This window comes from Nocardia sp. NPDC003482 (assembly GCF_053588115.1).
Window position 1 is genome coordinate 339,694 of record NZ_JBSFPI010000003.1, and the last position, 20,885, is coordinate 360,578.

Consider the following 20,885-nt stretch of genomic DNA (forward strand, 5'->3'; position numbering starts at 1 on the left):
CAGGGTGATCAGAGCCGAGGACACGCTCCCGATCGCGGAGGGTGGTCTCGTGCAGGGAGATGGCTTTGCTAAGGTTCCCCGCCGACTGGTAGGTGGAGGCGAGGGTGCTGTGGCAGCTGAGCGTCTGAGCGTGGTCTGCACCGAATATTTTCGCGCGTTCGTCGAGAGCTGTCTGGAGCAGCACGATGGCTTTGTCGAACTGCCCCGCCAATTGATAAGCGGTGGCGAGGTTGTGGCAGGACGCGAGCGTGGCAGGATGTTCGGGCCCGAGCACTCGGCCCCAATCGCAAAGGATTCCCTCCAACAGCGGGATGGCTTTGTCGAGCTGCCCCGCGGACTGATAGGCGACGGCGAGGTTGTTACGGGATATCACTGTATCGGGATGCTCGGGGCCGAGTACTCGTTCCTGGTCGCGGAGGGCGGTCTCGTGTAGCGAGATGGCTTCGTCGAGCTGCCCCGCCGAATGATAGATGGTGGCAAGGTCGTTACGGGAGCCGAGCGTACAGGGGTGGTCGGGGCCGAATATTCGTTCGCAACTGCTGTATGTGTCATGCCCGAAGGTTAGGGCTCGGGTGAGATTAACTGATTCAGTTAGTTGGCGAGTGCCCCAAAGGCGTAGCTCGCACATGCGTTCGGCGAGTTCCGGAGTCGCGGCGGGAAGGCCGACCTGCCATATGGCGTCGATCTGGTCGATCAGATCGACGCCTTCCTGACGTCGCTCCCAAGCGAAATTTGCCTCGAAAAGGTGGGGTTCGATGACCGTGACTGCGGCCTCGACGAGAATGTTTGCCTCGCCGATGGATTGGGCGTATTCGCGTAGGACGCGTGCGACGAGCTGGTGCATGATCATTGAGTGACCGTCGGTCGACCAGGACAGGAGGGATGCTGCCGCGCACCGTTCGAGGGCCTCGTCTAGTCGGCCCTCGTTGTCGGGCAAGACCGCACGCCGCACTCCGGCCGGGGAGAGCATCGCCATCACTCCCAGCAGCCAGGTTACGGTCCTGTCCAGACCGGGATCTGCGGTGCGAATTGTGACGGTGTCGATCGACAGCAGAATCGCTTGCACCACCGACCGCGGATAGTCTTGACCTGCCCTGCGCGCCAACACATCCGGTAGGCGTCGTTCGGTCAGCAGCGTCTGGTAGCGAGTGTAGTCGAGGCGGCGGCCGGAAATCGTTGCGGCGGCCGCTGCCAGTGCGAGCGGCAAATCCCCAAGACTCTCGGCAATCAGGGCGGCAGCAGTTGTATCAGCGAGGCCGGTAGCGGCGGACAAGAAGCGCACGGACTCTTCACGTTTGTAGTGGTCGATGTCAATCGACTCGCCCAGCGCGGTGAACGCGTGATCGATGGTCGTGATCAGCACCCGAGTCCCTCCTGCGGCCGGCAGCAGCGCACGGATCTGGTCGGGGTCTGTGGCGTTGTCGAACACCAGTAGGCCCGGCTCAGAACGGGCAGACAGGTGATCGCGCAACCGGCGCGCAGATACCAGCGGATCCCCGTCTGGGTCGGCGACTCCCAAGCGTTCAGCGACCTCAGCCAGCCCGGCTTGTGCAGTTTCCACGGTCTCGGCGTCGACCCACGCCACCAGTCCGCTCCTGGCGCCGATCTTTTCGCGGGCGATCGCGGCGGCCAGTTGCGTCTTGCCGACCCCACGCATTCCAGTCGCAATCACCACCAACGGCGATCGCCCCACCATCGTCCGAATCATGTCGAGTTGCGGGCGGATAACGAAATGCTTTGGTTGCTGCGGGATCTGACCAATAACCCGATGCGGGGAGTGTCCCGTTGCCACTGTCCGATAGTGATGATGATTGGTCGTGACGGTGATGTCGCGGCCCGCGCGAACGCGGTGCAGCCACCCGCCGAAACCTCCCGAGGACGGTTGAGCGGGATCGCATACGTCAGCCACGGCTACTGCGGGTGTGAGGCATCACCGAGCGTGACCTCGACATTCTCCAGATCGATATCTCCATGGAAGCGGCTGCGGACAACGGACACGCCGGTGTAGAGAGAACGGACACGCCGCGCGTGCAAATTGACGGCTTCGACATCGGCAATATCTATACCTGCCGACGGGACAGTCACGTCCCCAGCGCCGATGCGCTGGCGCTGATATAGCCACATCGTCGCGACGAAACTCGCCACCGTCAATAGGGCAACAGCCAGCCATAACCACGGCGAACGCTGACTTCCCGTCGCACAATTCACCGCCACGGCTAGCCCGGTCGTCACCGATGCCGTCACCGCCGTCGGAACAGCAACCCGCGATACCACAGATGCTGCAGCCACCACACCCTCCCAAGAAATACAGACCGATCGGATTCTTCGACTAGCCGATCTCAGCCGCTGGCCTCAAGCTTAAACAATTTGTGACGAACCGCCAGCCGAGACCCTTGCACAGTAATCCTGCATTATGGTGCGTTCGTGGTCGGCCTTGTACCGCGATTCGGTCGGACTAGGTAGTCAAGGTTGTGCCGAAGTTGACAAACCCCTCGGCTGACAGCTGTAGGGACGGGGTAGCAGCATAACACCACGGAATGAGGTGCTGACCACCGAACAGGTCAACGATCGACTCGCCACCCTGTACGGCTGGTATCACGATACCTCCTCCCTCACAGTGGATTACGAGTCTGCCTACGACACTTCGATCAAATCGCCGCCGAGGTCGGCGAGGCGGTCACCAAGCTGGACGCCCTCCTTGTAGCCCGCATCGACGCCATTACCGCATCTACGGAGTCGGACGATCAAGAAGTCAGCACTTCCAATACGACAAGGTGAAGGTTCAGGGTTCCACGAGGGAATAAGAAACGCTCTGGTGGTCCGCTCAGGCAGAAACCGCCCCTTCGCACCCAGGTTCCTCGTTACGCTGCCGGAGTGCCACGCCCTCACCATGCCCGAGAGGTTGTCGTTTCGGCCTCGGCGGCACCATAGCTATGCCGTCCGGTGGAGCGGATGTTTCCCGGGCGGACGATCTGGGGTGTCGGCCACGGTAATCAGGAATGGATAGGCCAGGCCGGTGTGCGTGTAGCGTCGCCGATCACCTTGCTGCGCGAATATCTCGACGCGCTCCGGGGTTAGCTCCAAGGACAACGAATCACCGTGGCGGGCAGGTACATACACCTCGACGACGTCGCTCTCGACTGGCCCCCGGCCAGCCCGCCGCCGGTGATCGTCGGCGGGTTCGGGCCGCGCACCCTGCGGCTGGCCGGAGAGTACGCCGATGGTGTCGTCACCGGTACCACCCTGGCGGGTATCGAGTCGGCCATCGAATTGACCCGGCAGGGTCGGGCAGAACGCACGGCCAGCAAAGGCTTCTCCTTCGGAGTCCAGCTGGTGGCCGCCACCGGACCCGACGCGGCCGACCGCGCCGAAGCGGAAGTGCGAAAACTTGGCCACGACATGAACGATGGCCTCTGCGCCGTGGGTGATGCCCAGGCGATCGCCGACACAGTCACGCGGTGGGCACAGGCGGGTGCCGACACCGTTGTCCTCGAACCCACCCCCGACGAACCCGACCCCACCGGATTCTTCCGATTCCTCGCCGAGAAAGTCCGCCCACTCATCCCATGATCCGCCCGAACAGAGCAGCCGCCTGACTGTCCCCGCGGGCGGATACAGTTTCCCGATGGCCGGAAGTTCGCAGCGCGTCCGCAACCCGTGGGGGCAGGGGGAGCGATTGCGGGTGGAGATCCTCGAGGCGGCCGCGCGGCTGTTGTCGGAATTGGGGGGCGAACAGGGGTTGACGATTCGGGGGGTGGCGCGGGCGGCGGGGATCTCGCCGGGCAGTATCTATCAGCACTTCAGCGATAAGGCGGCGCTGGTCGACGGGCTGATCTCCTACGACTACGAGAAGTTGGCGGCGGCGATGGACGCGGCGGAGGCGCAGTGGCCAGCCGAGCAGCCGCTGGATCGGGTGCGGGCGCGGATGAAGGCGTATTGTCGCTTCGCCCTGGACAATCCGGGTCACTACCGGCTGATCATCGACAATCGGCCCGCGCCGCCGATTCGTTCCGGTCCGCTGGTGGAGATCGTGCGGCAGGTGATCACGCTGCTGGAGCGTTGCGAGAAAACCGGTGTGCGGCTGCGGGTCCCGGCCGAGCAGGCCGCGGTGATCGTCTTCGTCGGCGCGCACGGCCGAGTCGCGCTGTGGCACAGTCGAGGTGACGCCGCGCAGGCGGCGTCCATCATGGAGTTCGTCGACCAGCTCATCTCCCTCGTCGTCGAGTAGCCCGAAACCTCTTCGCGCGATTGGTCATTGCTCAGCGTAACCACATGGAACTACTCTGGGGAGAGTTAGTGAACAATCGTTTGGTAACTTCTCTGGGGGTCATGATGACCGAAACCCTTCCCTCCTTCCCCATGGATCGGGCCGCAGACCGCCCCTTCGATCCGCCGCCACGGCTGCGTGAGGTGGAAACCGTTGGGCGGGTGCGTATCTGGAACGGCGCCACGCCCTGGCTGATCACCGGCTTCGAGGATGTCCGCACCGTGCTCGCCGACCAACGGTTCAGTGCCGATGTCCGCAAGGACGGATACCCCTACCAGTCCGCCTCGATCGAGGCCCGCCGCCGAGCCGGCGGCACCCGCGCGTTCATCGCGATGGACGATCCCGAACACGATCGCCAGCGCAAGATGCTCACCCGCAACTTCATGATCAAGCGGGTCGAGGCGCTGCGGCCGCAGGTGCAGCAGATCGTCGACGAGCTGATCGATGCCATGCTCGCCGGCCCGAGGCCCGTGGATCTGGTGACCGCGTTCGCACTGCCGGTGCCCTCGCTGGTGATCTGCCGGTTGCTCGGGGTGCCGTACGAGGATCACGACTTCTTCCAGGCGTGCAGCAGGAAGCTCGTCTCGCGCGAGACATCCGTCGAGGACGCGTTGGCGGCCACTCACGAGCTACGCGCGTATCTGCTGGATCTTGTTGTGGCCAAACAGAAATCCCCGACCGACGACATGATCGGCCGCCTGCTCACCGAGCATGTGGCCACCGGTGCGCTGAGCATCGACGAGGTCGTGGATATGAGCCTGCTGATGTTGATCGCCGGGCACGAGACGACCGCCAATATGATCGGGCTCGGGACGCTGGCCCTGCTGCAACACCCCGAGCAGCTGGCCGAACTGCGCGAGACCGAGGATCCCAAGCTGATCGCCAACGCGGTCGAGGAGCTGCTGCGGTATCTGACCATCGTGCACGGCGGGCGGCGGCGGGTGGCCACCGCGGACGTCGAGGTCGGCGGCAAATTGATTCGCGCCGGTGAGGGCGTGGTGCTGTGCACCGATGCCGGAAACCGGGACGCCGCGGCGTTTCCCGAGCCCGATCGCCTCGACATCCACCGGGAGGCCCGCCACCACCTGGCCTTCGGCTACGGCGTGCACCAGTGCCTCGGCCAGCCGCTGGCCCGGATGGAACTCCAGGTCGTCTACGGCACGCTGTATCGGCGCATTCCCACACTGCGCCTTGCGATTCCGTTCGAGCAGGTGCGGTTCAAACACGACATGGTCGTGTACGGCGTCCACTCGCTTCCCATCACCTGGTAAGGAACGATTGACATGAAAGTCGCTGTGGATCAAGGCAAATGCGTGAGCTCCGGTCAGTGCGTGCTGCTCGCGCCGGAGGTGTTCGACCAGCGCGACGAGGACGGCGCGGTGGTGCTGCTCCAGGAGAGTTCGCCCGCCGACCAGCACGCCGCGGTGCGTCAGGCCGCGCGGGTGTGCCCGGCCTTGGCGATCGAGCTGGACGAATCGTGACCGTCGCCGAGTGAGGCCGACTATTTGTCCGGAATCCTACATTCCGAGTCGGCCAGATCCGGTGACTCCCGCTGCACCACCAACGCCACGTGCAACCGTGACGGGCAGTCCAGCTTGATCATCACCTGCCGCAGGTGATTGACCACCGTCCACTCCGACAAGCCGAGGCGGCTCGCGATCATCCGGTTGGTCAGGCCCGTCGCCACGAGTTCGGCGACCTCGCGCTGCCGGGGCGTGAGCACGGCCAGCAGGGGTTCGGTGTCCTGGGACAGGTCCGGGGCGGAGCGGACGCGGTCGATGACCGCGACAGGGTCCAGGCCCGAGATCTCGTGCAGGATTTCGCAGAAGACCTTGTCGCCCAGCATCTTTCGCCACTCGACGTCGTCGTGGTCGATATCGGGCGATTCCAGCTGCGGGATGCCGCCGCGGCGGCGGAGGTGTTCGGCTGACAACGCCAGGGTGGCCGCGGTGCGGAGATGTTCGGGTCCGGCGAGGGCGTAGACGCGGGCGCAGCCCTCGACGGCTCGGATGGTTTCGGGGAGGCACCAGCGGGCCTGGGCGTGTTCCAGGACGCTCAGGTACAGCTGGCGTGCTCGGCCGAGGGTGGGGCGTGAAAGACGGGTCGCGGCAAGGGCGTTCAGGGCCGACGCGCCGCCGCGGTCGAAATCCAGGGCCAGCGCGCGGCGGTGGACCTCCGCCCAGGCGGTGTCGTCGTGGTCGGTCAGGGCGAGGATCGCGGTGGCGATCGGGATCGATCCGGCGCCGGGATCGAAGCCGGGCTCGGTCCAGTCGGCGGCGATGCGCAGGCGCGCCTCGGCCTCCGCCCGCCGACCCAGCCGCCGCAGGCCCTCCCCCGCCATGGCCGCGCACCGCAGTTCGGCCTCGCGATCCCCGGAACGCCGTGCGGCGGCCTCGCTCTCGGCGAGCAGTTTGACCGCGCGCGCGTTGCGGCCGGTGCGCAGTGCCCAGCGGCCCAGCAGTTCCAGACAGCGGCGATGCGCGGCGGACGGGAGTTCCAGGGGACGGGCGGCGAGCACATCGCTCACGATGTGCTCGGCGTCGGCCAGCAGACCCAGCGGGATCCACACGTCCTCGAGCACCCCGGCCATGCGCACGGCCCGGTCCAGATCTCCCGAGGCGACGAAATCGCCCACGGTGCCGAGGAAGTCGCGGGCGCGGCGGGCCGCGGCCCGGGGCAGCGGGCGGCCGGAACCGTTGCGGCGGATCCAATGACCGATGGTCTCGGCGAGTTCGGCCATCCGGTCGGCGTGGTCGGCCCGCAGCCGCCGTGCCCGGTCCCGGTCCGCCGCCAGCGTCCGGCGGCACCAGATCCGCACCGGCGCCGGGAGTTCGTAACGGCCGTCGCCGTTCTCGTCGGCGTGGTAGTGCAGCAGGCTGCGGTTCACCAGCGTGGCGAGGGAGGTCGTGGTGGCCTCGGCGTCCATGCCGCCGAGCATGAGCACCGTCTCGCGGTCCACCGCCGCCTCGCACAGCGACAGGCGCAGCAGCAGTTCCGTCGAGTAGGCGTCGAGATCGTCCATGCCCCAGGCGACCGCGGCGTACATGGACCGGTGCCGCGGCGGGGTGTCGGCGTAACCGGTGGAGACCAGATCGCCGCCGGACTGGATGACGCGCAGGGTGCGCACCACGCCGACGCGGGCGACGGTCGCCGCCGCGAGCCGCAGCGCCAGGGGAACGCCGGCGAGCGCCTGGGCGATCTCGTCGAGCAGCAGCTGATCGGAGAAGGTGATCGCGTCGCGGTACCGACTGTCGATGCCCTCCAACAACAGTCGCGCCGCGGGGGTCGAACCCGGCCCGTGCTCGTCGCCGTGCCCGACCGGAAGCGGCAGCACACAGAACACGCACTCGTGGTCGAGATTCAGGGGCACCCGCGTGGTCGTGACGATCAGCAGCTGCGGGCAACGTTGCAGCAGCGCCGCGATATCGCGGGCGATCGCGCCCGCCACGAGATCGCAGTCGTCCAGCAACAGGGCTCGGCGCTCACCGCCGATCTCGCTCGTCACATCGGCCAGCGCGGTGTCCGGTTCGGCGGTGTCCGCCGCGCCGCACTCCCGGCGCAGCGCGGCGCGCACGGTGGTCCAGGCCGTCGCGCGATCGGTCGCCGCACCGAGATCGACCAGCACCGTCGTGTCTCGGAAAGTACTGGTGCGCAACGCTTCTCGCGCCAATTGCGTCTTACCCACCCCGGCCGTTCCGGTCAGCGTGAGCAACCGGACCCGTGGATCGGCGAGAATGACCGCGAGTTCGGCGAGTTCGGTTTCTCGATGCTCGACGGCGGATAGTCGGTAGGCCTTCACGACGCCTCCTCACGACCGGAACAGCGACCGACGGACGCGCGGCGACCCTTCGGGTGTGTTCACGGAGTATCACAACGCCCCCGCTCGGCGTATCCTCTGCTGTCGGGCTCGATCTCCCCGAGCGCCCGCCAGCAACCGCTACATTAACCGGAATTCCGGCCTGAAACAATGTTTCGGACATTATTCCGGACCTTTTTCCGAATGCCTCGCACTGACCTCGGCCGCCCCCGGCTAGCAAATACCTGCTATACATTCCCGGACGGGCCGGGCGCACAATGTCGCCAGGGGTTTACGGCATTTACCTCCGCATTAATTCGACAAGATCGTATTTCATTCCTGGGCGACGAGTTCGGCCAGCGGGATCTCCTGCGAGGAGCGCCGCGCCACGAACAGCGCGAGCACCACCGCGGCGAAGGTCAGCGGCAGGCTCAGCACGAGCAGCGGGACCGGGATGGTCACCGGCGGCAGCAGCCCGCTCTGCACCGACAGCGCGCTCATCATGGCCGGAATGGCCAGCAGCCCACCGGGAACCGCCACCACCCAGGCCACCGCGGCGAGCAGCGCCGATTCGATCATGAGCTGGCGGCGCACCGAACCGCGTTGTCCCCCGGCCAGTCTGGTCAGGGCGATCGCGCGCTGGCGTTCGGCCAGGCCGGAGGCCAGTGTCGCCGCGCCGACCGCGGTCGCGACCACGAACATCACCCAGGCGAACGCCTCGAACGCGCTCACCAACCGCCCGGTGAGGGAGACGAAACTGGCGCGCAGACCGGCCTCGTCGATGGTCCGGGCCCGCGGGTAGCGGTCGTGCAACAGGGTGCGCACGTCCCGTTCGACGGTCGCGTGGTCGGCGCCGGGCGCGAGGTCGAGGCAGAAGGTGTTGACGCCGCTCGCCCCGACCAGCTGCCGGAACAGCGCGTCGTTCGCGATCACCGTGCCGCCGTCGGAGACCGAGTCGTCGACGATCGCCGCCACCCGGACCGTCCGATGTCCGTCGGGCAGCGGCAGATCCAGCGTCGAGCCCACCGACTTGTGCTGGATGCGGGCGAAATTGGAGGTGACCGCCACGGTGTCGCCGGTCAGGCTCTCCAGCACGTTCGCCGGGCCGTCGGTCACCCGCAGCCGGGTGAGTTCGCCCAGCCGCGAACCGCTCCACGACCACAGCGGATAGCGCGCGCCGTCGATGCCGACGCTGGCATAGGAGAACCCGTAGGCCGTCCGTACTCCGGGGACGCGCTCGAGTTCGGCGGCCAGCGCGGTGGGCATGGCCTCGCCGGTGAGCAGTTCGCCGGTGGGCGCGGCCTGTACGAACAGATCCACCGTGGACCAGCGGTCGACGGAATGGCCGACCTCGTTCTTGATGCTCGTGGACACCCCCGACATCGCCAGCGCGGTGACCATGGCGACGGCGAAGGTGATGCTCAAGGCCGCGTTGCGCCGCCAGCCCACCTCGAGGTGACGCCCGACGAACAGGCCGGTCGGCCCGTTGGCGTTGCGCCGCAGCACGATTCCGGCCAGCACCGGCACCACCGTGCAGAACACCGCCACCGAGTACAGCAGCGGCACCAGCGCGGCGGCCTTCACCAGGGTCGGCGCGAAGAGGAGTACGACGATCGCGAGCACCAGCGCCGCGGCGGCGGTCACCAGCGGCACGGTGATCCGCGACGGCGCGACGGCCACGGTGTCGCGATTGCTCACCGCGTCGATCGCGGCCACCCTCCGCAACCGCAGCAGACCGGACAGCCACGCCACCCCGAACATCACGATCGCCCCGCCGAACGCTCCGACAACCGCTGGCAGCCAAGGGAATCCGGGGTTGAGGGCCTGCTGGGTGAGGTTGGTGATCTGCGTGGTGAACGCCGACAGCCGACGACCCAGCACCAGCCCGGCCGCCGCGCCGACGACATAGGTGACCAGCAGGATCGGGATCATCACCGCCCCCGAGCCGAGCATCAGATCCCGGGGCCGCGCCCCCAGCAGCCGCAGCCGCGACAGGATCGGCCCGGCGTCGGTGAGCACCAGCCGCCAGGTCAGGAACAGCACCACGCTCGCGGTGAGGATCGCGATGGCCGCGAACATGGCCAGGATCGACAGCGGCGTCTTGAACGTGCGGTTGAACCCGGAGAACAGGTCCGCCGGATCCTTGACCACGGCCGCGCCGTCGAGCACCGCGGAAACGCTTGCGCGGGTGGCGGATTCGTCGAGCCGACCCGGTTTCACCAGCAGCACATCGGTATTCGGCCCCCGGTCGAAGGCGGCGGCGACATCGGCGAGCGGCGCGACGACGACCGCGCCGCGATTGGCGAAGTCCGCGCGCAGCAGGCCCGCGACCTTCCAGCGCGCCACCCCCGTCGAGGTGGACACGGCGATGTCGTCGCCGGTGGCGATGCCGTGCTCGCTCGCCCACGGCTTCGCCAGGTACACCGCGCCCGGGGTGAGGGTGACGCGGCCGTCGTCGAGCGCCAGCGCCGCGGGATCGAGCATGCCGGGCAGCAGCGGATCGACGCCGAGCACGATGACGGGCCGGAACCGGCCGCCGGTGTCGAGTTCGGTATTGGCAACCAGCAGACGGGAAGTCGTGGCGCCCTGGGAGGCGGCGGCGATGGTGGACACCATCGCCGGGGACATGCCCGCCTGCGACTGCGCCTCCACGGCGAGGGTTCCGTCGGCCACGCCCTGGACGGGCGCGTTGCGGATCGCGCCCATGACGGTGGCCGCGAGCAACAGCACGGCCGTGGTCAGCATGATGCCGCCGACGCCCGCGACGATGGCGGCGATGAGCCGGATCGGGCGTCGCCACCAGCTCCGGGCCAGGGCGCGGGCGACCAGCCCGGCCGAGTCGAGGCCGCTCACGCGCCCACCCGCTCTTCCTCGACGCGGCCATCGACGAGCCGGATCACATGATCGGCGTCGCCGACCAGATCCAGGTCGTGGGTGACGATCACGCCCGCCGAGTTGTGCTGGGTCACCAGCTTGCGGAACAGCTCCATCACCATCCGGCCGTTCTCGGAATCCAGCGCGCCGGTCGGCTCGTCGGCGAACACGATCGCGGGCTGTCCGACGCAGGCCCGCGCGACCGCCGCGCGCTGCGCCTCGCCGCCGGACACCAGCGCGGGCCACGCCGAGCGGCGGTGCTCGAGCCCGACCTCGGCGAGGATCGCCGCGGCCGCCGCCAGCGCGGCCTTCGGCTTGGTGCCCGCGAAAATCAGTGGGGCGGCGACGTTCTCGGCGAGCGTCAGCGACGGCACGAGATTGTCCTTCTGCAAGACGAAGCCGATCCGGCTCGCCCGCAGCCGCGACATCGCCGTCTCGTCGTAGTCGGCGATGTCGCGGCCGAGCAGCCGCACGGTTCCGCTGGTGGGGCGGTCCAGCCCGGACAGCAGATTGCACAGCGTGGACTTCCCGCTGCCGCTCTTGCCGACGATCGCCAGGATCTCCCCCGCGCGCACGGTCAGGCTGACCTCGCGCACCGCGGGCACGGTCACCTCGCCGACGGCGAACTCCTTGCCGACCGACACGGCCTCGACGACGACCTCTTGATCCGACATGACAAAACCCTTCCTCGGGGCGAATCAGTGCAGCGCGAAGATGTTGACCAGCACCAGCAGCGCTATCCCCAGTTCGTGAATGCGACGTCCGTATTGCCGAGCGAGCAGCGGATCGCGATCCGCGAAACCCTTACGGTACTGGACGATTCGCAGCGCGTAGGTCGGAATCAAGGCGATCGGATACCACCAGGAAACCGATGTGGTGAGCGCGAAGACGATGGCGACGACCGGTTCGGCCACCGCCACCGCCGCCACGACGCGGGCGTATCCGCGTTCGTCGGTGGTGGTGGCGAGATTGATGCGGCCGTTGTTCCGGTCGACCTCGAGATCGTTGAGGTTCGAATACATCGACACGAGAACGGAATACAACCCGATCAGCACGGACTCCATCACCGCGACCGCCGCGATGGTCCCGGTGAACAGCGCGTACAGCACCACCACCGGAAGCCCGAAACCGAAGAACAGCACCAGTTCCTGACCGCCGTACCGGCTCAGGTTCAGCCCGTAGGAATACTGCACGCACAACAGGATCGCGACGAAGGAGAACACGATGAGCCAGACCGGATGATGCGGTGCGAGCAGGAATCCGGTCAGCACGAGCGCCACTCCGACCACCGCGCACAACCACGCACACCAACGGGCCTCGTGCAATTCCAGCTGACCCGTGATGAGCGGTTTGGATTCGGCCTTGCGCAGATAACTGGGATTGCCCAGATAATTGCGCGCGTCGGAGCCGTCCTTGAATCCGGTGATGTCGTCGAAGGCCGCGGTGGCGTGATGGACGAGGAAATACCCCGCGCTCAGCAATACGAAGGAAATCCAATTCCACCCGTCCCGCAGCACCGCGGTGGGCAGCAACGAGAGACCCGCGAAAATGAACAGATGCGGATCGAAGAAATACAGATTGCCCAGACGCGCGTAACCGCGCAGCTTGTCCGGTCCCAATGCCGTCGTATTCATGATCGGGCACCTCCTGGCGGTCGCGGCCCGGGCGGCGGCGACCGCCGTATTCTCCCCAGCCCCGAGTTCCCGTGCGCCACGGCAAATTCCTGCTACTGACCGGTCGCACGAGCGGCGAGCAGAATTCGACCGGGATGGGTGCGAAGCGAAGAGGGTGGTGCACATGCGGTCTCGATTGGTACCCGGCTGCCTGATGGCGGTGGGGGTGGTGCTCGCCGGGCTGGTCCCCGCCACACCCGCGGCCGCCCAGGACGACCTCGCGACGTTCACCGAGGTGGGCACCGAATCGGTGCCGACGGCCGACTGCGGCCCGGGTTCGTCGCCGGAAACCGGTCTCCAGGGCGATGTTCCGGTCGCCGACCGCGACAACGGGCGCAGCAAACTGGGCTACACCTGCAACACCTCGTTCGTCGGTGGATACCAGGGGACCGGCGGCGGCATGCTGTCGGCCTCCTACGATCACTGCTCCTACACCGGCACGTTCTTCCCCGGCGGGGTGTTGCAGGGCGACGGCGGCGTGACCGTCCTGGACGTGTCGGATCCGCGAAATCCCGTGCGCACGGACATGTTACGCGAACCCGCGATGACCGGCGGCACATTCGAGACACTCAAGATCAGCAAGAGCCGCCAACTGCTCGCCGCGTCCTCGGTGCCGCTGGGCGTCGTCGGCGGCGGCTACTTCTCCATCTACGACATCTCCGACTGCGCGCATCCGCGGCTGCTGAACCGGGGCGCGGGCACGGATATGACCATGCCGCTGCCGTTCCTGTCGCACGAGGGCGGCTTCTCCCCCGACGGCAACACCTACTGGGCCTCGGGCGTGTTCCCCGGCCTGCTCAGCGCGATCGACGTGTCCGATCCGGCGAATCCGCACATCATCTGGCAGGGCCTGACCGGTGTGGAGGGGCACGGCTTCGGCATCAGCCCCGATGGCAACACCCTGTACCTGTCGGCGTGGGCGGGAATGACGATCCTCGACATCAGCGCGGTGCAGCGGCGCGACCCCAATCCGCAGGTGCCGCACCTGGGTCACCGGTTCTGGCTGGACGGGCAGGTCACCCAGCACAGCATCCCGGTGACCTACCACGGTCACCCCTACACCTTCACGCCCGACGAAATCGGTTCCGGCGGTGTGAAACTCATCGATGTGGCCGATCCGGCGAACATCCGGATCGTGCAGAAGGTCAAGCTCGCGATCGACGTGCCGCAGAACATCGACGAGAACGTGCGCTCGTCGCAGGGCGGGTCGGTGCTCACCTACGATCCGCACTACTGCACGGTGGACCGGCCCGACGATCCGACGGCCATGGCCTGCTCGTGGCTGTCGTCGGGGGTGCGGGTGTTCGACGTGCGCGATCCGGGCAATATCCACGAGATCGCCTACTACAACCCGCCCGCCCGCACCGGGGAGAACCTGAACCTGGTCAACTCGCCGCACGCGCAGGCGTCGGTGATCGGGCTGCCGCTGCTGAGCTTCATCTCCATGGCGCGGGCGGCGTTCACCGGAAATCCCAACGTGCTCAACGCCTTACAGGCCCGTGGCGCGCTGTCGTTCAACGGCGATCTGTCCTCGGACTGGTGCCTGTCGCCGCCGGAGTGGCACGGCACCCAGCTGTGGACCACGTGCAGCGACAACGGGTTCATGGTCATCCAGTTGGACAACGACGTGTACACGCCCCCACCGAACCAGGAATCGACCGTGGGAGCGTGAGGGACATGAACACCCCACCACAGAACCAGGAATCGACCGTCGGAGCCTGAGATGAGACCGATCGGGAAACACTGGCTGCTGCTCGTGCCCGCGCTGGGCCTGGCCGCCCTGCTGCTGGTGATGGGCGCGGCGCTGGGGCCGCTCTGGTGGCCGCGGACCGCCGACACCACGAACACCGTGCGGCTCACCGACGCCGAGATCGACTTCGCCCAGGACATGTCCGTACATCACGAGCAGGCGATCTTCCTGACCCAGAACCTGGACAAGGGCGCGGACCCGGCGATCGTGACGCTGGCACAGCAGGTGAGCGCCAACCAGATTCAGGAGATCGGGACCATGCGGGGATGGCTGATGCTGATCGAGGCGCCGCTGCGGCCGGGACCGGAGGCCGCCCCGCAACACGCGGGGATGGCCATGCCGCAGCATCCGCCCGCGGCGATGCCCGGCATGGCGACCTGGGACGAGATCAACGCGCTGGGCCGCGCCAAGGGCCGCGACGCCGAGATCCGCTTCCTCCAGTTGATGATTCGGCATCACCGGGGCGGCATCGATATGGCCCAGGCGGCGATACCGCGGCTGCGCTCGGCCGCGGTCGCGCGGGTCGCGCGGGGCATGATCCAGGATCAGACCCAGGAGATCGGGTACATGAGCCTGTTGTTGCGGCAGCGCGGCGAGAGTCCACTGCCCTACCCGTGAGACCCACCCGGGACGCCAAAGGGCCCCGGGACACCAAGGGCCAGGCTCGAACCGCGTTCAGGCCGAACGCTGTTCGGGCAGCGCGCAGGTCATGCCCTCGGCCATGCCGGTGGCGCGGACGCCGAGGGCCTGGTTGATCCGGGCGCGCTGGTTCTCCCACGCGATCGCGGCGGCCAGCTCGGCGAGCTGACCCTTGGTCAGCTGGGTGAGCAGCTGCTCGCGCAGTTCCGCGATGCCGACCGCGGGGGTCTTGGTGGCCGCCTCCGCGTAGGCCAGCACGAGCTTCTCCAGCTCGGAATAGGCGTCGCTGGTCTGATAGCGCGGCAGTTCGGTGATCTGCCGCTCGGTCAGCCCGCCCGAATTGGCCAGGGCCGAACCGATGTCCAGGCAGTACTCGCAGTTGATCATGCCCGCGATCTTGAGCTCGGCCAGCTCCTTGAGCTTCGGGTCCAGGCGATTCGAGAACAGCAGCATGGTCTCGTAGGTCAGCGTGCTGAACAGCAGCTGCGGCCTGCGGATCAGCCAGCCCATCAGGTCCGTCCGATTCCGGCGCATGCTGCCGAACGCCTTCGCGTAGTGCCAGATCCGTTTGATCGCCCGCATGCTCGCATCCTTTCGAGCTCCGTACCAAACCTCGCCAATGGGTCATCCTACGGGGTGATCATCGGCGGCCGCGGAAGGTCCGGCGCAGATCCTCGACCCACGCGCCGGGGATCTCCCACGGGATGAAGTGGCCGCCGCGCTCGTGCGCGGTGACCTCGACCAGGTTGTACCAGGAACCGCGCGCGCTGGCGCGGAAATGCGCTGCGCGCCGGTCGGTTCCGACGCCGGGCGGATTCTCGTAGCCGACCAGGGTGAGGCCGGTGGGCGCCTCGATCTGCGGGACGCGGTCGTGGTCGGGGGTCCACGGGTAGCGATTGTTGTTGGCGTAGGTGCGCATCGAGCTGGGCAAAGTGTTGGTGACCCAATAGATCATGGCGTGGGTGAGCAGATCGTCCTTGCCGAAGACGGATTCGATGTCGCCGCCGGTGTCGCTCCAGTGCGCCCAGCGTTCCAGGATCCAGGCCAGCATGCCCACGGGTGAGTCGGCGAGGGCGTGGCCGAGGGTGCTGGGGGCGAGCATGTGCGCGGCGAGGTGGACGGCGAAGCGCTTCTCCAGGGCGAGTTGGCGTCCGCGGATCTCGGGCGGCCCCTCGGGCAGGGGGTGACCGCCCGTGATGTCCCAGGCGCGGTCGCCGTTGAACAGGGTGAGCATCTGGCCCGAGCCGATGTGGATGCCGTACAGCTCGTCGGCGTAGCGATGGCCCAGCTGCCCGGCGATCAGCGCCCCGACATCGCAGCCGCCCGCGGCGTAGCGGTCGTGGCCGAGCACCTCGGTCATCAGGACGTGCCACAGGTCGGCGATCTTCCAGAAGTTCATGTCCGGCCGGGCGGGCAGTGGACCGGAGAAGCCGAAGCCGGGCAGCGACGGCACGATCACGTCGAAGGCGTCGGCGGGGTCGCCGCCGTGCGCGCCCGGATCGGCCAGCGGGTCGACGACCTTGGACCAGTGCCAGAACGTCCACGGCCAGCCGTGACTGAGGATCAGCGGGATCGGGTTCGGACCCACGCCGGGGCGGCGCATGAAATGGATGGGGGCGCCGTCGATTTCGACGCGATAGTGGTCGTAGGCGTTCATGGCGGCCTCGGCGCGCCGCCAGTCGTAGTCGGTGCGCCAGTGGTCCACGAGTTCGCGGAGGTAGCCGCCGTCGACGCCGTAGGACCAGTCCGCGTTGCCGACATCGTCGAACCAGCGGGTCCGCTCGAGGCGGTGGCGCAGATCGGCGAGGACCTCGTCGGGGACGTGAATCGGGCTGGGCCGCTCCAGGGTCATACCCGCAATTTATATAAGTAGTGGATATATTTCCAGGGTGGATCACACCGACGCGTACGTCTCGGCCCTCACCGCGGCCGTGGAGAACTTCAACCGCTTCTACATCCGCATCCCCACCCGGGAGCGGCTGTCGTTCACGACGCTGTCGGTCCTCGACACGCTCGCTGCCGCCGACGGACCGCTGCGGCTGACCGAGCTGACCCGGACCGAACAGCTCAGTCAGCCGGGGCTGACCCAACTCGTAAGCCGTTTGGAGCGGGACGGACTGGTCGAGCGGCGACCCGATCCGACCGACCGGCGGGCAACGCTGGTGCGGCTCACCGCGGCCGGGCGGCGGGTCGGGCGCTCCCGGCACGACGATCGGGTGCGGCATCTGGCGCCCCTCGTCGCGCGGCTGTCCCCCGCCGACCGCACGACCCTGGCCCGCGCCCTGCCCGTGCTCGGGCGCTTGGTCGAGCTGGATCGTGAGGCGAAGGGTAATCAACCATCTGTAAAATTGTCCGGTACGGTGGAGGCCGTGCCCGCCGCCGAACCGGAGACCCGCCGACGCGATGCCGACCGCACCCGGAAGTGCTTGCTGGAGGCGGCCTTCGACGAGTTCTCGACCCGGGGGTTCGCCGGGGCGCGGGTCGGTGAGATCGCCGAGCGGGCGGGGGTGAACAAGCAGCTCATCACGTACTACTTCGGCGGCAAGGCGGGGTTGTATCGGGCGTTGCAGCGGCAGTGGCTGGACCGGGAGGCCGAATTCGCGGATCCGGACGCGCCGATCGCGGAGCTCGTCCTGCGGTATCTGCACCACATGCTCGCCGACCCGCGCGGCGTCCGGCTCGCGGTGTGGCGGGCCCTGTCCGATGCCGCGCCGATTCCGCCGTCGACCGCGGAGTCCGACCTCGCGACGACCCGGGCCCGGCAGGACCGCGGCGAGGTCGCCGCCGACCTGGATCCGGCGGCGTTCCAGCTGGCGGTGATCGGCATGGTCGCCGCGCCGGTCCTGCTGCCCGACATGGTGCGGGACCTGTTCGGGATCGAGCCGCGCACAACGGAATTCGAACAGCGGTACGGAGAACAGTTGCGGCGCATCCTCGCTCACCTCGCGACAGCGAAAAATTCAGAAGGAGAAGACGAATGACGTTTCTCGTCACCGGCGCGCGCGGCCTCGTCGGCCGCACGGTCATCGACCGCCTGCGCGCCGCCGGACACGCGGTGCGGGCGGTCAGTTCCCGGCCCGAGGACACCGAGCTGCCCGCCGATGTGGCGGTGGCCGCGACCGATCCCGACGATCCGGGCAGCTACGCCGCCGCGCTCGACGGCGTGGACCGGGTGTTCCTGTACGCCGCGAGTCCGGGCCTAGAGCATTTCCTCGCCGCGGCGCGGGCCGCCGGGGTGGGGCACATCGTGCTGTTGTCCTCGATCGCGGCCGAGGCCCCGGGCAATCCGATCGGCGATCGCCATCTGGCCGTGGAGGGTCCGCTGCGCGAGTCCGGGCTGCCGCTGACCATTCTGCGGCCCGGGGCCTTCGCGTCCAACGCGCGCCTGTGGCGGGACTCGATCGCCGCCGAACGTGTTGTGCGGCATCCGTTTCCGGACGTGCAGCAGAATCCGATCCACGAGGCCGATCTCGCCGACGCCGCCGTCGCGGCCCTCACCGAGCCCGGGCACGCGGGCGCGATCTACCCGCTCACCGGTCCCGAGTCGCTGTCGTTCCGGGCGATGATCGACATTCTGGCCGAGGCGGTGGGCGAGCCGATCCGGCTGGAGCGGATCGGTTACGACGAGGCGGCGGAGTTCATGTTCCGGCCCGTTCTGGATCTGTGGGCGGCCGCGGGCACCGGTCCCGCCCCGGTCGGGCCCACCGTCGAATCGGTGACCGGACGACCCGGGCGCACCTTCGCGGAGTGGGCCGCCGATCACGCGGCGGAGTTTCGCTGAACCATTGCCATTGCAATTCGAGCCGCTGCGGGGTTCCATTCGAAGATGGATCGGGCCACCTACGAGGACTATCTGGTCCGGCACAATGCCGGGGACTTCGCCGCGGTCGCCGAACGGCACTTCCATCCGGAGATCGAGATCGAGGTAGCCGGTCGTTGCGTGGCGCGCGGCCGGGCCGCGGCCCTGGCCTGGCTGACCGCCGCCGCCGCGAACGTGACCTCCACGCTGTACGCCTACGATCACGAATTCGACCCGAACGGTCTGGAGGCGTGGGCCGATCTGTACGAGTGGGCCGAATGCCACCGCGACGGCGACTCGCTGTTCGCCGGGCGGATGCGCGCGGGCGAGATCCGGATCACTCCCCTGCGCGCCCACTACATCACCCGCGGCGACCGCCTCGGCTGCATGGTCCTCGATCTCGCCGACGGCACGATCGAAATCGACCGTCCGGGAACGGAATTCGCGCCGCTTCCCAGCGCGGCGGAGCGACCGACGCCGGACCTACAACGCCCGCGCGAGCGCGCCCAGGCTGATGTCGATGATGGTGCGCAACTGCTGCCCGCTCGCCCCGCCCCGGCTCATCACCGCCAGTGACTGGTTGACCGCCGCGAGGTGAACGGCGAAATTCTCGGCGTCCTCGGCGGATAATCCCGTGGCGGACAAGGCGTTTCGAAGTCGCTCTCGCTGGGAGGCGAGGGCGTCGAGGGCTCGGGCGGCGATGGCGGGGCTCAAAGTCGTTATGGCCATTGTGGTCTGACTGATCAGGCAGCCGTCCGGCAGGTCGGGGTCGGCGATGCGGTGCAGGGTGACGTCGAAGAAGCCCCGGATCGCACGCAGCGGGTCCGCGGGGGCCGCCGAGAGGGCCTGGTCGTATCGGGTGCCGTACCGCGTGGCGTAGCGGTCCAGGCAGCGCAGATACAGCGAATCCTTGTCGCCGAGCGAGGAGTAGATGGAACTGCGGTTCAGCCCGGTCGCCCGCGACAGGTCGTCCAGGGAGGTGTCGGCGTAGCCGGTGCGCCAGAACTGGAGCATCGCGGCGTCGAGCGCGACGTCCATGTCGAACTGCTTCCTACCGGCCATATCCCGTGCGCCTCCGTCCGTTGTGGTCTTTCTCATCCTATCTTGAACCAAACAGTTCAAGATGGCTAGGTTCGAGACATGACCAACACAGCGACCCCAGCGCAGGCGGGGCACCCCCTTCCGGAACTCCCGCTCCCCGACCTCGCGGGCTTCGCCCATCGCTGGGTCGACGCGCACGGCATTCGGCTGCATGTCGTGGCGGGCGGTCGGCCCGAGGGCCCCGCCGTCGTCCTGCTCGCCGGATTCCCGCAGACCTGGTGGGCGTGGCGCGGGGTGCTGCCGGGTCTGGCCCGGCGATTCCGGGTGATCGCGATCGATCTGCCCGGCCAGGGCCATTCCGATCGGCCGCACGGCGATTACGACACGCACACCGTCGCGGAGTTCGTCCAGGCCGCGGTGACCGAGCTGGACGTGCCGACATACTGGCTCGCCGCCCATGACATCGGGGCCTGGGTCGCCTTCTCCCTCGCCCTGAACCATTCCGAGCGGCTGCACGGACTGGCACTGCTGGACGCCGGAATTCCCGGCATCACCCTTCCGGACGCCGTGCCCCTGGATCCCGAGAAGTTCTGGAAGACATGGCATTTCGCGTTCCACATGGTGCCCGATCTGCCCGAGACGCTGCTGGCCGGTCGCGAGCGCGCCTACGTGTCATGGTTCCTGACGACCAAGGCACTGACACCCGACGTGTTCGACGGCGCCGAGATCGACCACTACGCCGCCGCCCTCGCGGCAGGCGACGGCCTGCGCGCGCTGCTCGGCTACTACCGCGACGCGCCGGAGTCGGCGCGCCGCAATCGCGCCGCACTCGATCGAGGCCCCTTGACCGTCCCGGTCCTGGGCATCTCCTCGTCCCGCGGCTCGATCCCGGATATGGCCGCCTCCCTGACGCCCTGGGCGGAGAATACGCGCGGCGTCCTGATTCCCGATGCGGGTCACTACATTCCCGAGGAACAGCCCGAGGCCGTCGTCGACGCGGTGACCGCGTTCATCGAATCCGTCGGCTAGCTGGTCGCGGCCGGAAC

At 67.9% G+C, this 20,885-nt stretch carries 19 protein-coding genes; 10 read left to right on the forward strand and 9 right to left on the reverse strand.

What is annotated here, in order from left to right; translation table 11 throughout:
- The coding region (locus ACWDSJ_RS06895; protein ID WP_450029847.1) for a tetratricopeptide repeat protein at positions 1-1,909 on the reverse strand (1,909 nt) is incomplete at its 3' end.
- Positions 1,910-1,911: 2 nt separating this feature from the next.
- Positions 1,912-2,289 carry a hypothetical protein gene (locus ACWDSJ_RS06900; protein WP_450029849.1) on the reverse strand — a complete coding sequence of 126 codons (378 nt, stop codon included), beginning with the start codon at positions 2,287-2,289 and terminating at the stop codon, positions 1,912-1,914.
- An 804-nt stretch (positions 2,290-3,093) separates the two neighbouring features.
- On the opposite strand from ACWDSJ_RS06900, the gene ACWDSJ_RS06905 reads away from it, so the two are divergent.
- The 4 genes from ACWDSJ_RS06905 (at position 3,094) to ACWDSJ_RS06920 (ending at position 5,748) form a co-directional block, all read left to right on the forward strand.
- Positions 3,094-3,570: an LLM class flavin-dependent oxidoreductase gene (locus tag ACWDSJ_RS06905; protein WP_450030019.1), complete on the forward strand. Its 477-nt coding sequence runs from the start codon at positions 3,094-3,096 to the stop codon at positions 3,568-3,570.
- A 55-nt stretch (positions 3,571-3,625) separates the two neighbouring features.
- Entirely contained in the window at positions 3,626-4,228 is a 603-nt protein-coding gene (locus tag ACWDSJ_RS06910; RefSeq protein ID WP_450029851.1) for a TetR/AcrR family transcriptional regulator, read from the forward strand.
- A 104-nt stretch (positions 4,229-4,332) separates the two neighbouring features.
- Positions 4,333-5,538: a cytochrome P450 gene (locus tag ACWDSJ_RS06915; protein ID WP_450030020.1), complete on the forward strand. Its 1,206-nt coding sequence runs from the start codon at positions 4,333-4,335 to the stop codon at positions 5,536-5,538.
- 12 nt (positions 5,539-5,550) lie between these two features.
- Complete coding sequence (locus ACWDSJ_RS06920; RefSeq protein WP_450029853.1) at positions 5,551-5,748, forward strand: ferredoxin; 198 nt, start codon at positions 5,551-5,553, stop codon at positions 5,746-5,748.
- Positions 5,749-5,768: 20 nt separating this feature from the next.
- Here ACWDSJ_RS06920 and ACWDSJ_RS06925 read toward each other — a convergent pair whose 3' ends face one another.
- The 4 genes from ACWDSJ_RS06925 to ACWDSJ_RS06940 all read right to left on the reverse strand — a co-directional run bounded on the left by ACWDSJ_RS06925 (position 5,769) and on the right by ACWDSJ_RS06940 (position 12,571).
- Entirely contained in the window at positions 5,769-8,066 is a 2,298-nt protein-coding gene (locus ACWDSJ_RS06925; RefSeq protein ID WP_450029855.1) for a LuxR C-terminal-related transcriptional regulator, read from the reverse strand.
- 330 nt (positions 8,067-8,396) lie between these two features.
- Complete coding sequence (locus ACWDSJ_RS06930; RefSeq protein ID WP_450029857.1) at positions 8,397-10,916, reverse strand: FtsX-like permease family protein; 2,520 nt, start codon at positions 10,914-10,916, stop codon at positions 8,397-8,399.
- A complete protein-coding gene (locus ACWDSJ_RS06935; RefSeq protein ID WP_450029859.1) occupies positions 10,913-11,611 on the reverse strand; it encodes an ABC transporter ATP-binding protein in 699 nt (232 codons plus the stop codon). Before ACWDSJ_RS06935 ends, ACWDSJ_RS06930 begins: the two co-directional genes overlap by 4 nt.
- A gap of 24 nt (positions 11,612-11,635) precedes the next feature.
- Positions 11,636-12,571 carry a prenyltransferase gene (locus ACWDSJ_RS06940; protein WP_450029861.1) on the reverse strand — a complete coding sequence of 312 codons (936 nt, stop codon included), beginning with the start codon at positions 12,569-12,571 and terminating at the stop codon, positions 11,636-11,638.
- Between the two features lie 163 nt (positions 12,572-12,734).
- On the opposite strand from ACWDSJ_RS06940, the gene ACWDSJ_RS06945 reads away from it, so the two are divergent.
- Together ACWDSJ_RS06945 and ACWDSJ_RS06950 are read left to right on the forward strand one after the other, a co-directional pair.
- Positions 12,735-14,282 carry an LVIVD repeat-containing protein gene (locus ACWDSJ_RS06945; RefSeq protein ID WP_450029863.1) on the forward strand — a complete coding sequence of 516 codons (1,548 nt, stop codon included), beginning with the start codon at positions 12,735-12,737 and terminating at the stop codon, positions 14,280-14,282.
- A 51-nt stretch (positions 14,283-14,333) separates the two neighbouring features.
- Positions 14,334-14,978 carry a DUF305 domain-containing protein gene (locus ACWDSJ_RS06950; protein WP_450029865.1) on the forward strand — a complete coding sequence of 215 codons (645 nt, stop codon included), beginning with the start codon at positions 14,334-14,336 and terminating at the stop codon, positions 14,976-14,978.
- A 57-nt stretch (positions 14,979-15,035) separates the two neighbouring features.
- On the opposite strand, the gene ACWDSJ_RS06955 is transcribed toward ACWDSJ_RS06950, so the two are convergent.
- Both ACWDSJ_RS06955 and ACWDSJ_RS06960 read right to left on the reverse strand, forming a co-directional pair.
- On the reverse strand, positions 15,036-15,581 hold the full coding sequence (locus ACWDSJ_RS06955) for a carboxymuconolactone decarboxylase family protein (protein ID WP_387367991.1): 546 nt from the start codon (positions 15,579-15,581) through the stop codon (positions 15,036-15,038).
- A gap of 58 nt (positions 15,582-15,639) precedes the next feature.
- On the reverse strand, positions 15,640-16,851 hold the full coding sequence (locus tag ACWDSJ_RS06960; RefSeq protein WP_450029868.1) for an epoxide hydrolase family protein: 1,212 nt from the start codon (positions 16,849-16,851) through the stop codon (positions 15,640-15,642).
- 37 nt (positions 16,852-16,888) lie between these two features.
- Between ACWDSJ_RS06960 and ACWDSJ_RS06965 the strand changes: the two genes are divergently transcribed.
- Genes ACWDSJ_RS06965 through ACWDSJ_RS06975 form a run of 3 tightly spaced genes read left to right on the forward strand, consistent with a single transcriptional unit; the run spans position 16,889 to position 19,374 of the window.
- Entirely contained in the window at positions 16,889-17,980 is a 1,092-nt protein-coding gene (locus tag ACWDSJ_RS06965) for a MarR family transcriptional regulator (protein ID WP_450029869.1), read from the forward strand.
- Positions 17,977-18,780: an SDR family oxidoreductase gene (locus ACWDSJ_RS06970; RefSeq protein ID WP_450029871.1), complete on the forward strand. Its 804-nt coding sequence runs from the start codon at positions 17,977-17,979 to the stop codon at positions 18,778-18,780. Before ACWDSJ_RS06965 ends, ACWDSJ_RS06970 begins: the two co-directional genes overlap by 4 nt.
- A gap of 45 nt (positions 18,781-18,825) precedes the next feature.
- Positions 18,826-19,374 carry a hypothetical protein gene (locus ACWDSJ_RS06975; RefSeq protein ID WP_450029873.1) on the forward strand — a complete coding sequence of 183 codons (549 nt, stop codon included), beginning with the start codon at positions 18,826-18,828 and terminating at the stop codon, positions 19,372-19,374.
- Here the strand turns inward: ACWDSJ_RS06975 and ACWDSJ_RS06980 are convergent.
- Positions 19,282-19,860 carry a TetR/AcrR family transcriptional regulator gene (locus tag ACWDSJ_RS06980; protein WP_450029875.1) on the reverse strand — a complete coding sequence of 193 codons (579 nt, stop codon included), beginning with the start codon at positions 19,858-19,860 and terminating at the stop codon, positions 19,282-19,284. The genes ACWDSJ_RS06975 and ACWDSJ_RS06980 overlap by 93 nt on opposite strands.
- 78 nt (positions 19,861-19,938) lie before the next feature.
- Between ACWDSJ_RS06980 and ACWDSJ_RS06985 the strand changes: the two genes are divergently transcribed.
- Positions 19,939-20,868: an alpha/beta fold hydrolase gene (locus ACWDSJ_RS06985; protein ID WP_450029877.1), complete on the forward strand. Its 930-nt coding sequence runs from the start codon at positions 19,939-19,941 to the stop codon at positions 20,866-20,868.
- Positions 20,869-20,885 lie beyond the last annotated feature (17 nt).

Coding starts and splice junctions, on each gene's coding strand:
- ACWDSJ_RS06910 (WP_450029851.1), top strand. CDS start 3,626: ATGGCCGGAAGTTCGCAGCGCGTCCGCAACCCGTGGGGGCAGGGGGAG.
- ACWDSJ_RS06915 (WP_450030020.1), top strand. CDS start 4,333: ATGACCGAAACCCTTCCCTCCTTCCCCATGGATCGGGCCGCAGACCGC.
- ACWDSJ_RS06920 (WP_450029853.1), top strand. CDS start 5,551: ATGAAAGTCGCTGTGGATCAAGGCAAATGCGTGAGCTCCGGTCAGTGC.
- ACWDSJ_RS06935 (WP_450029859.1), bottom strand. CDS start 11,611: ATGTCGGATCAAGAGGTCGTCGTCGAGGCCGTGTCGGTCGGCAAGGAG.
- ACWDSJ_RS06940 (WP_450029861.1), bottom strand. CDS start 12,571: ATGAATACGACGGCATTGGGACCGGACAAGCTGCGCGGTTACGCGCGT.
- ACWDSJ_RS06945 (WP_450029863.1), top strand. CDS start 12,735: ATGCGGTCTCGATTGGTACCCGGCTGCCTGATGGCGGTGGGGGTGGTG.
- ACWDSJ_RS06950 (WP_450029865.1), top strand. CDS start 14,334: ATGAGACCGATCGGGAAACACTGGCTGCTGCTCGTGCCCGCGCTGGGC.
- ACWDSJ_RS06955 (WP_387367991.1), bottom strand. CDS start 15,581: ATGCGGGCGATCAAACGGATCTGGCACTACGCGAAGGCGTTCGGCAGC.
- ACWDSJ_RS06960 (WP_450029868.1), bottom strand. CDS start 16,851: ATGACCCTGGAGCGGCCCAGCCCGATTCACGTCCCCGACGAGGTCCTC.
- ACWDSJ_RS06970 (WP_450029871.1), top strand. CDS start 17,977: ATGACGTTTCTCGTCACCGGCGCGCGCGGCCTCGTCGGCCGCACGGTC.
- ACWDSJ_RS06975 (WP_450029873.1), top strand. CDS start 18,826: ATGGATCGGGCCACCTACGAGGACTATCTGGTCCGGCACAATGCCGGG.
- ACWDSJ_RS06980 (WP_450029875.1), bottom strand. CDS start 19,860: ATGGCCGGTAGGAAGCAGTTCGACATGGACGTCGCGCTCGACGCCGCG.
- ACWDSJ_RS06985 (WP_450029877.1), top strand. CDS start 19,939: ATGACCAACACAGCGACCCCAGCGCAGGCGGGGCACCCCCTTCCGGAA.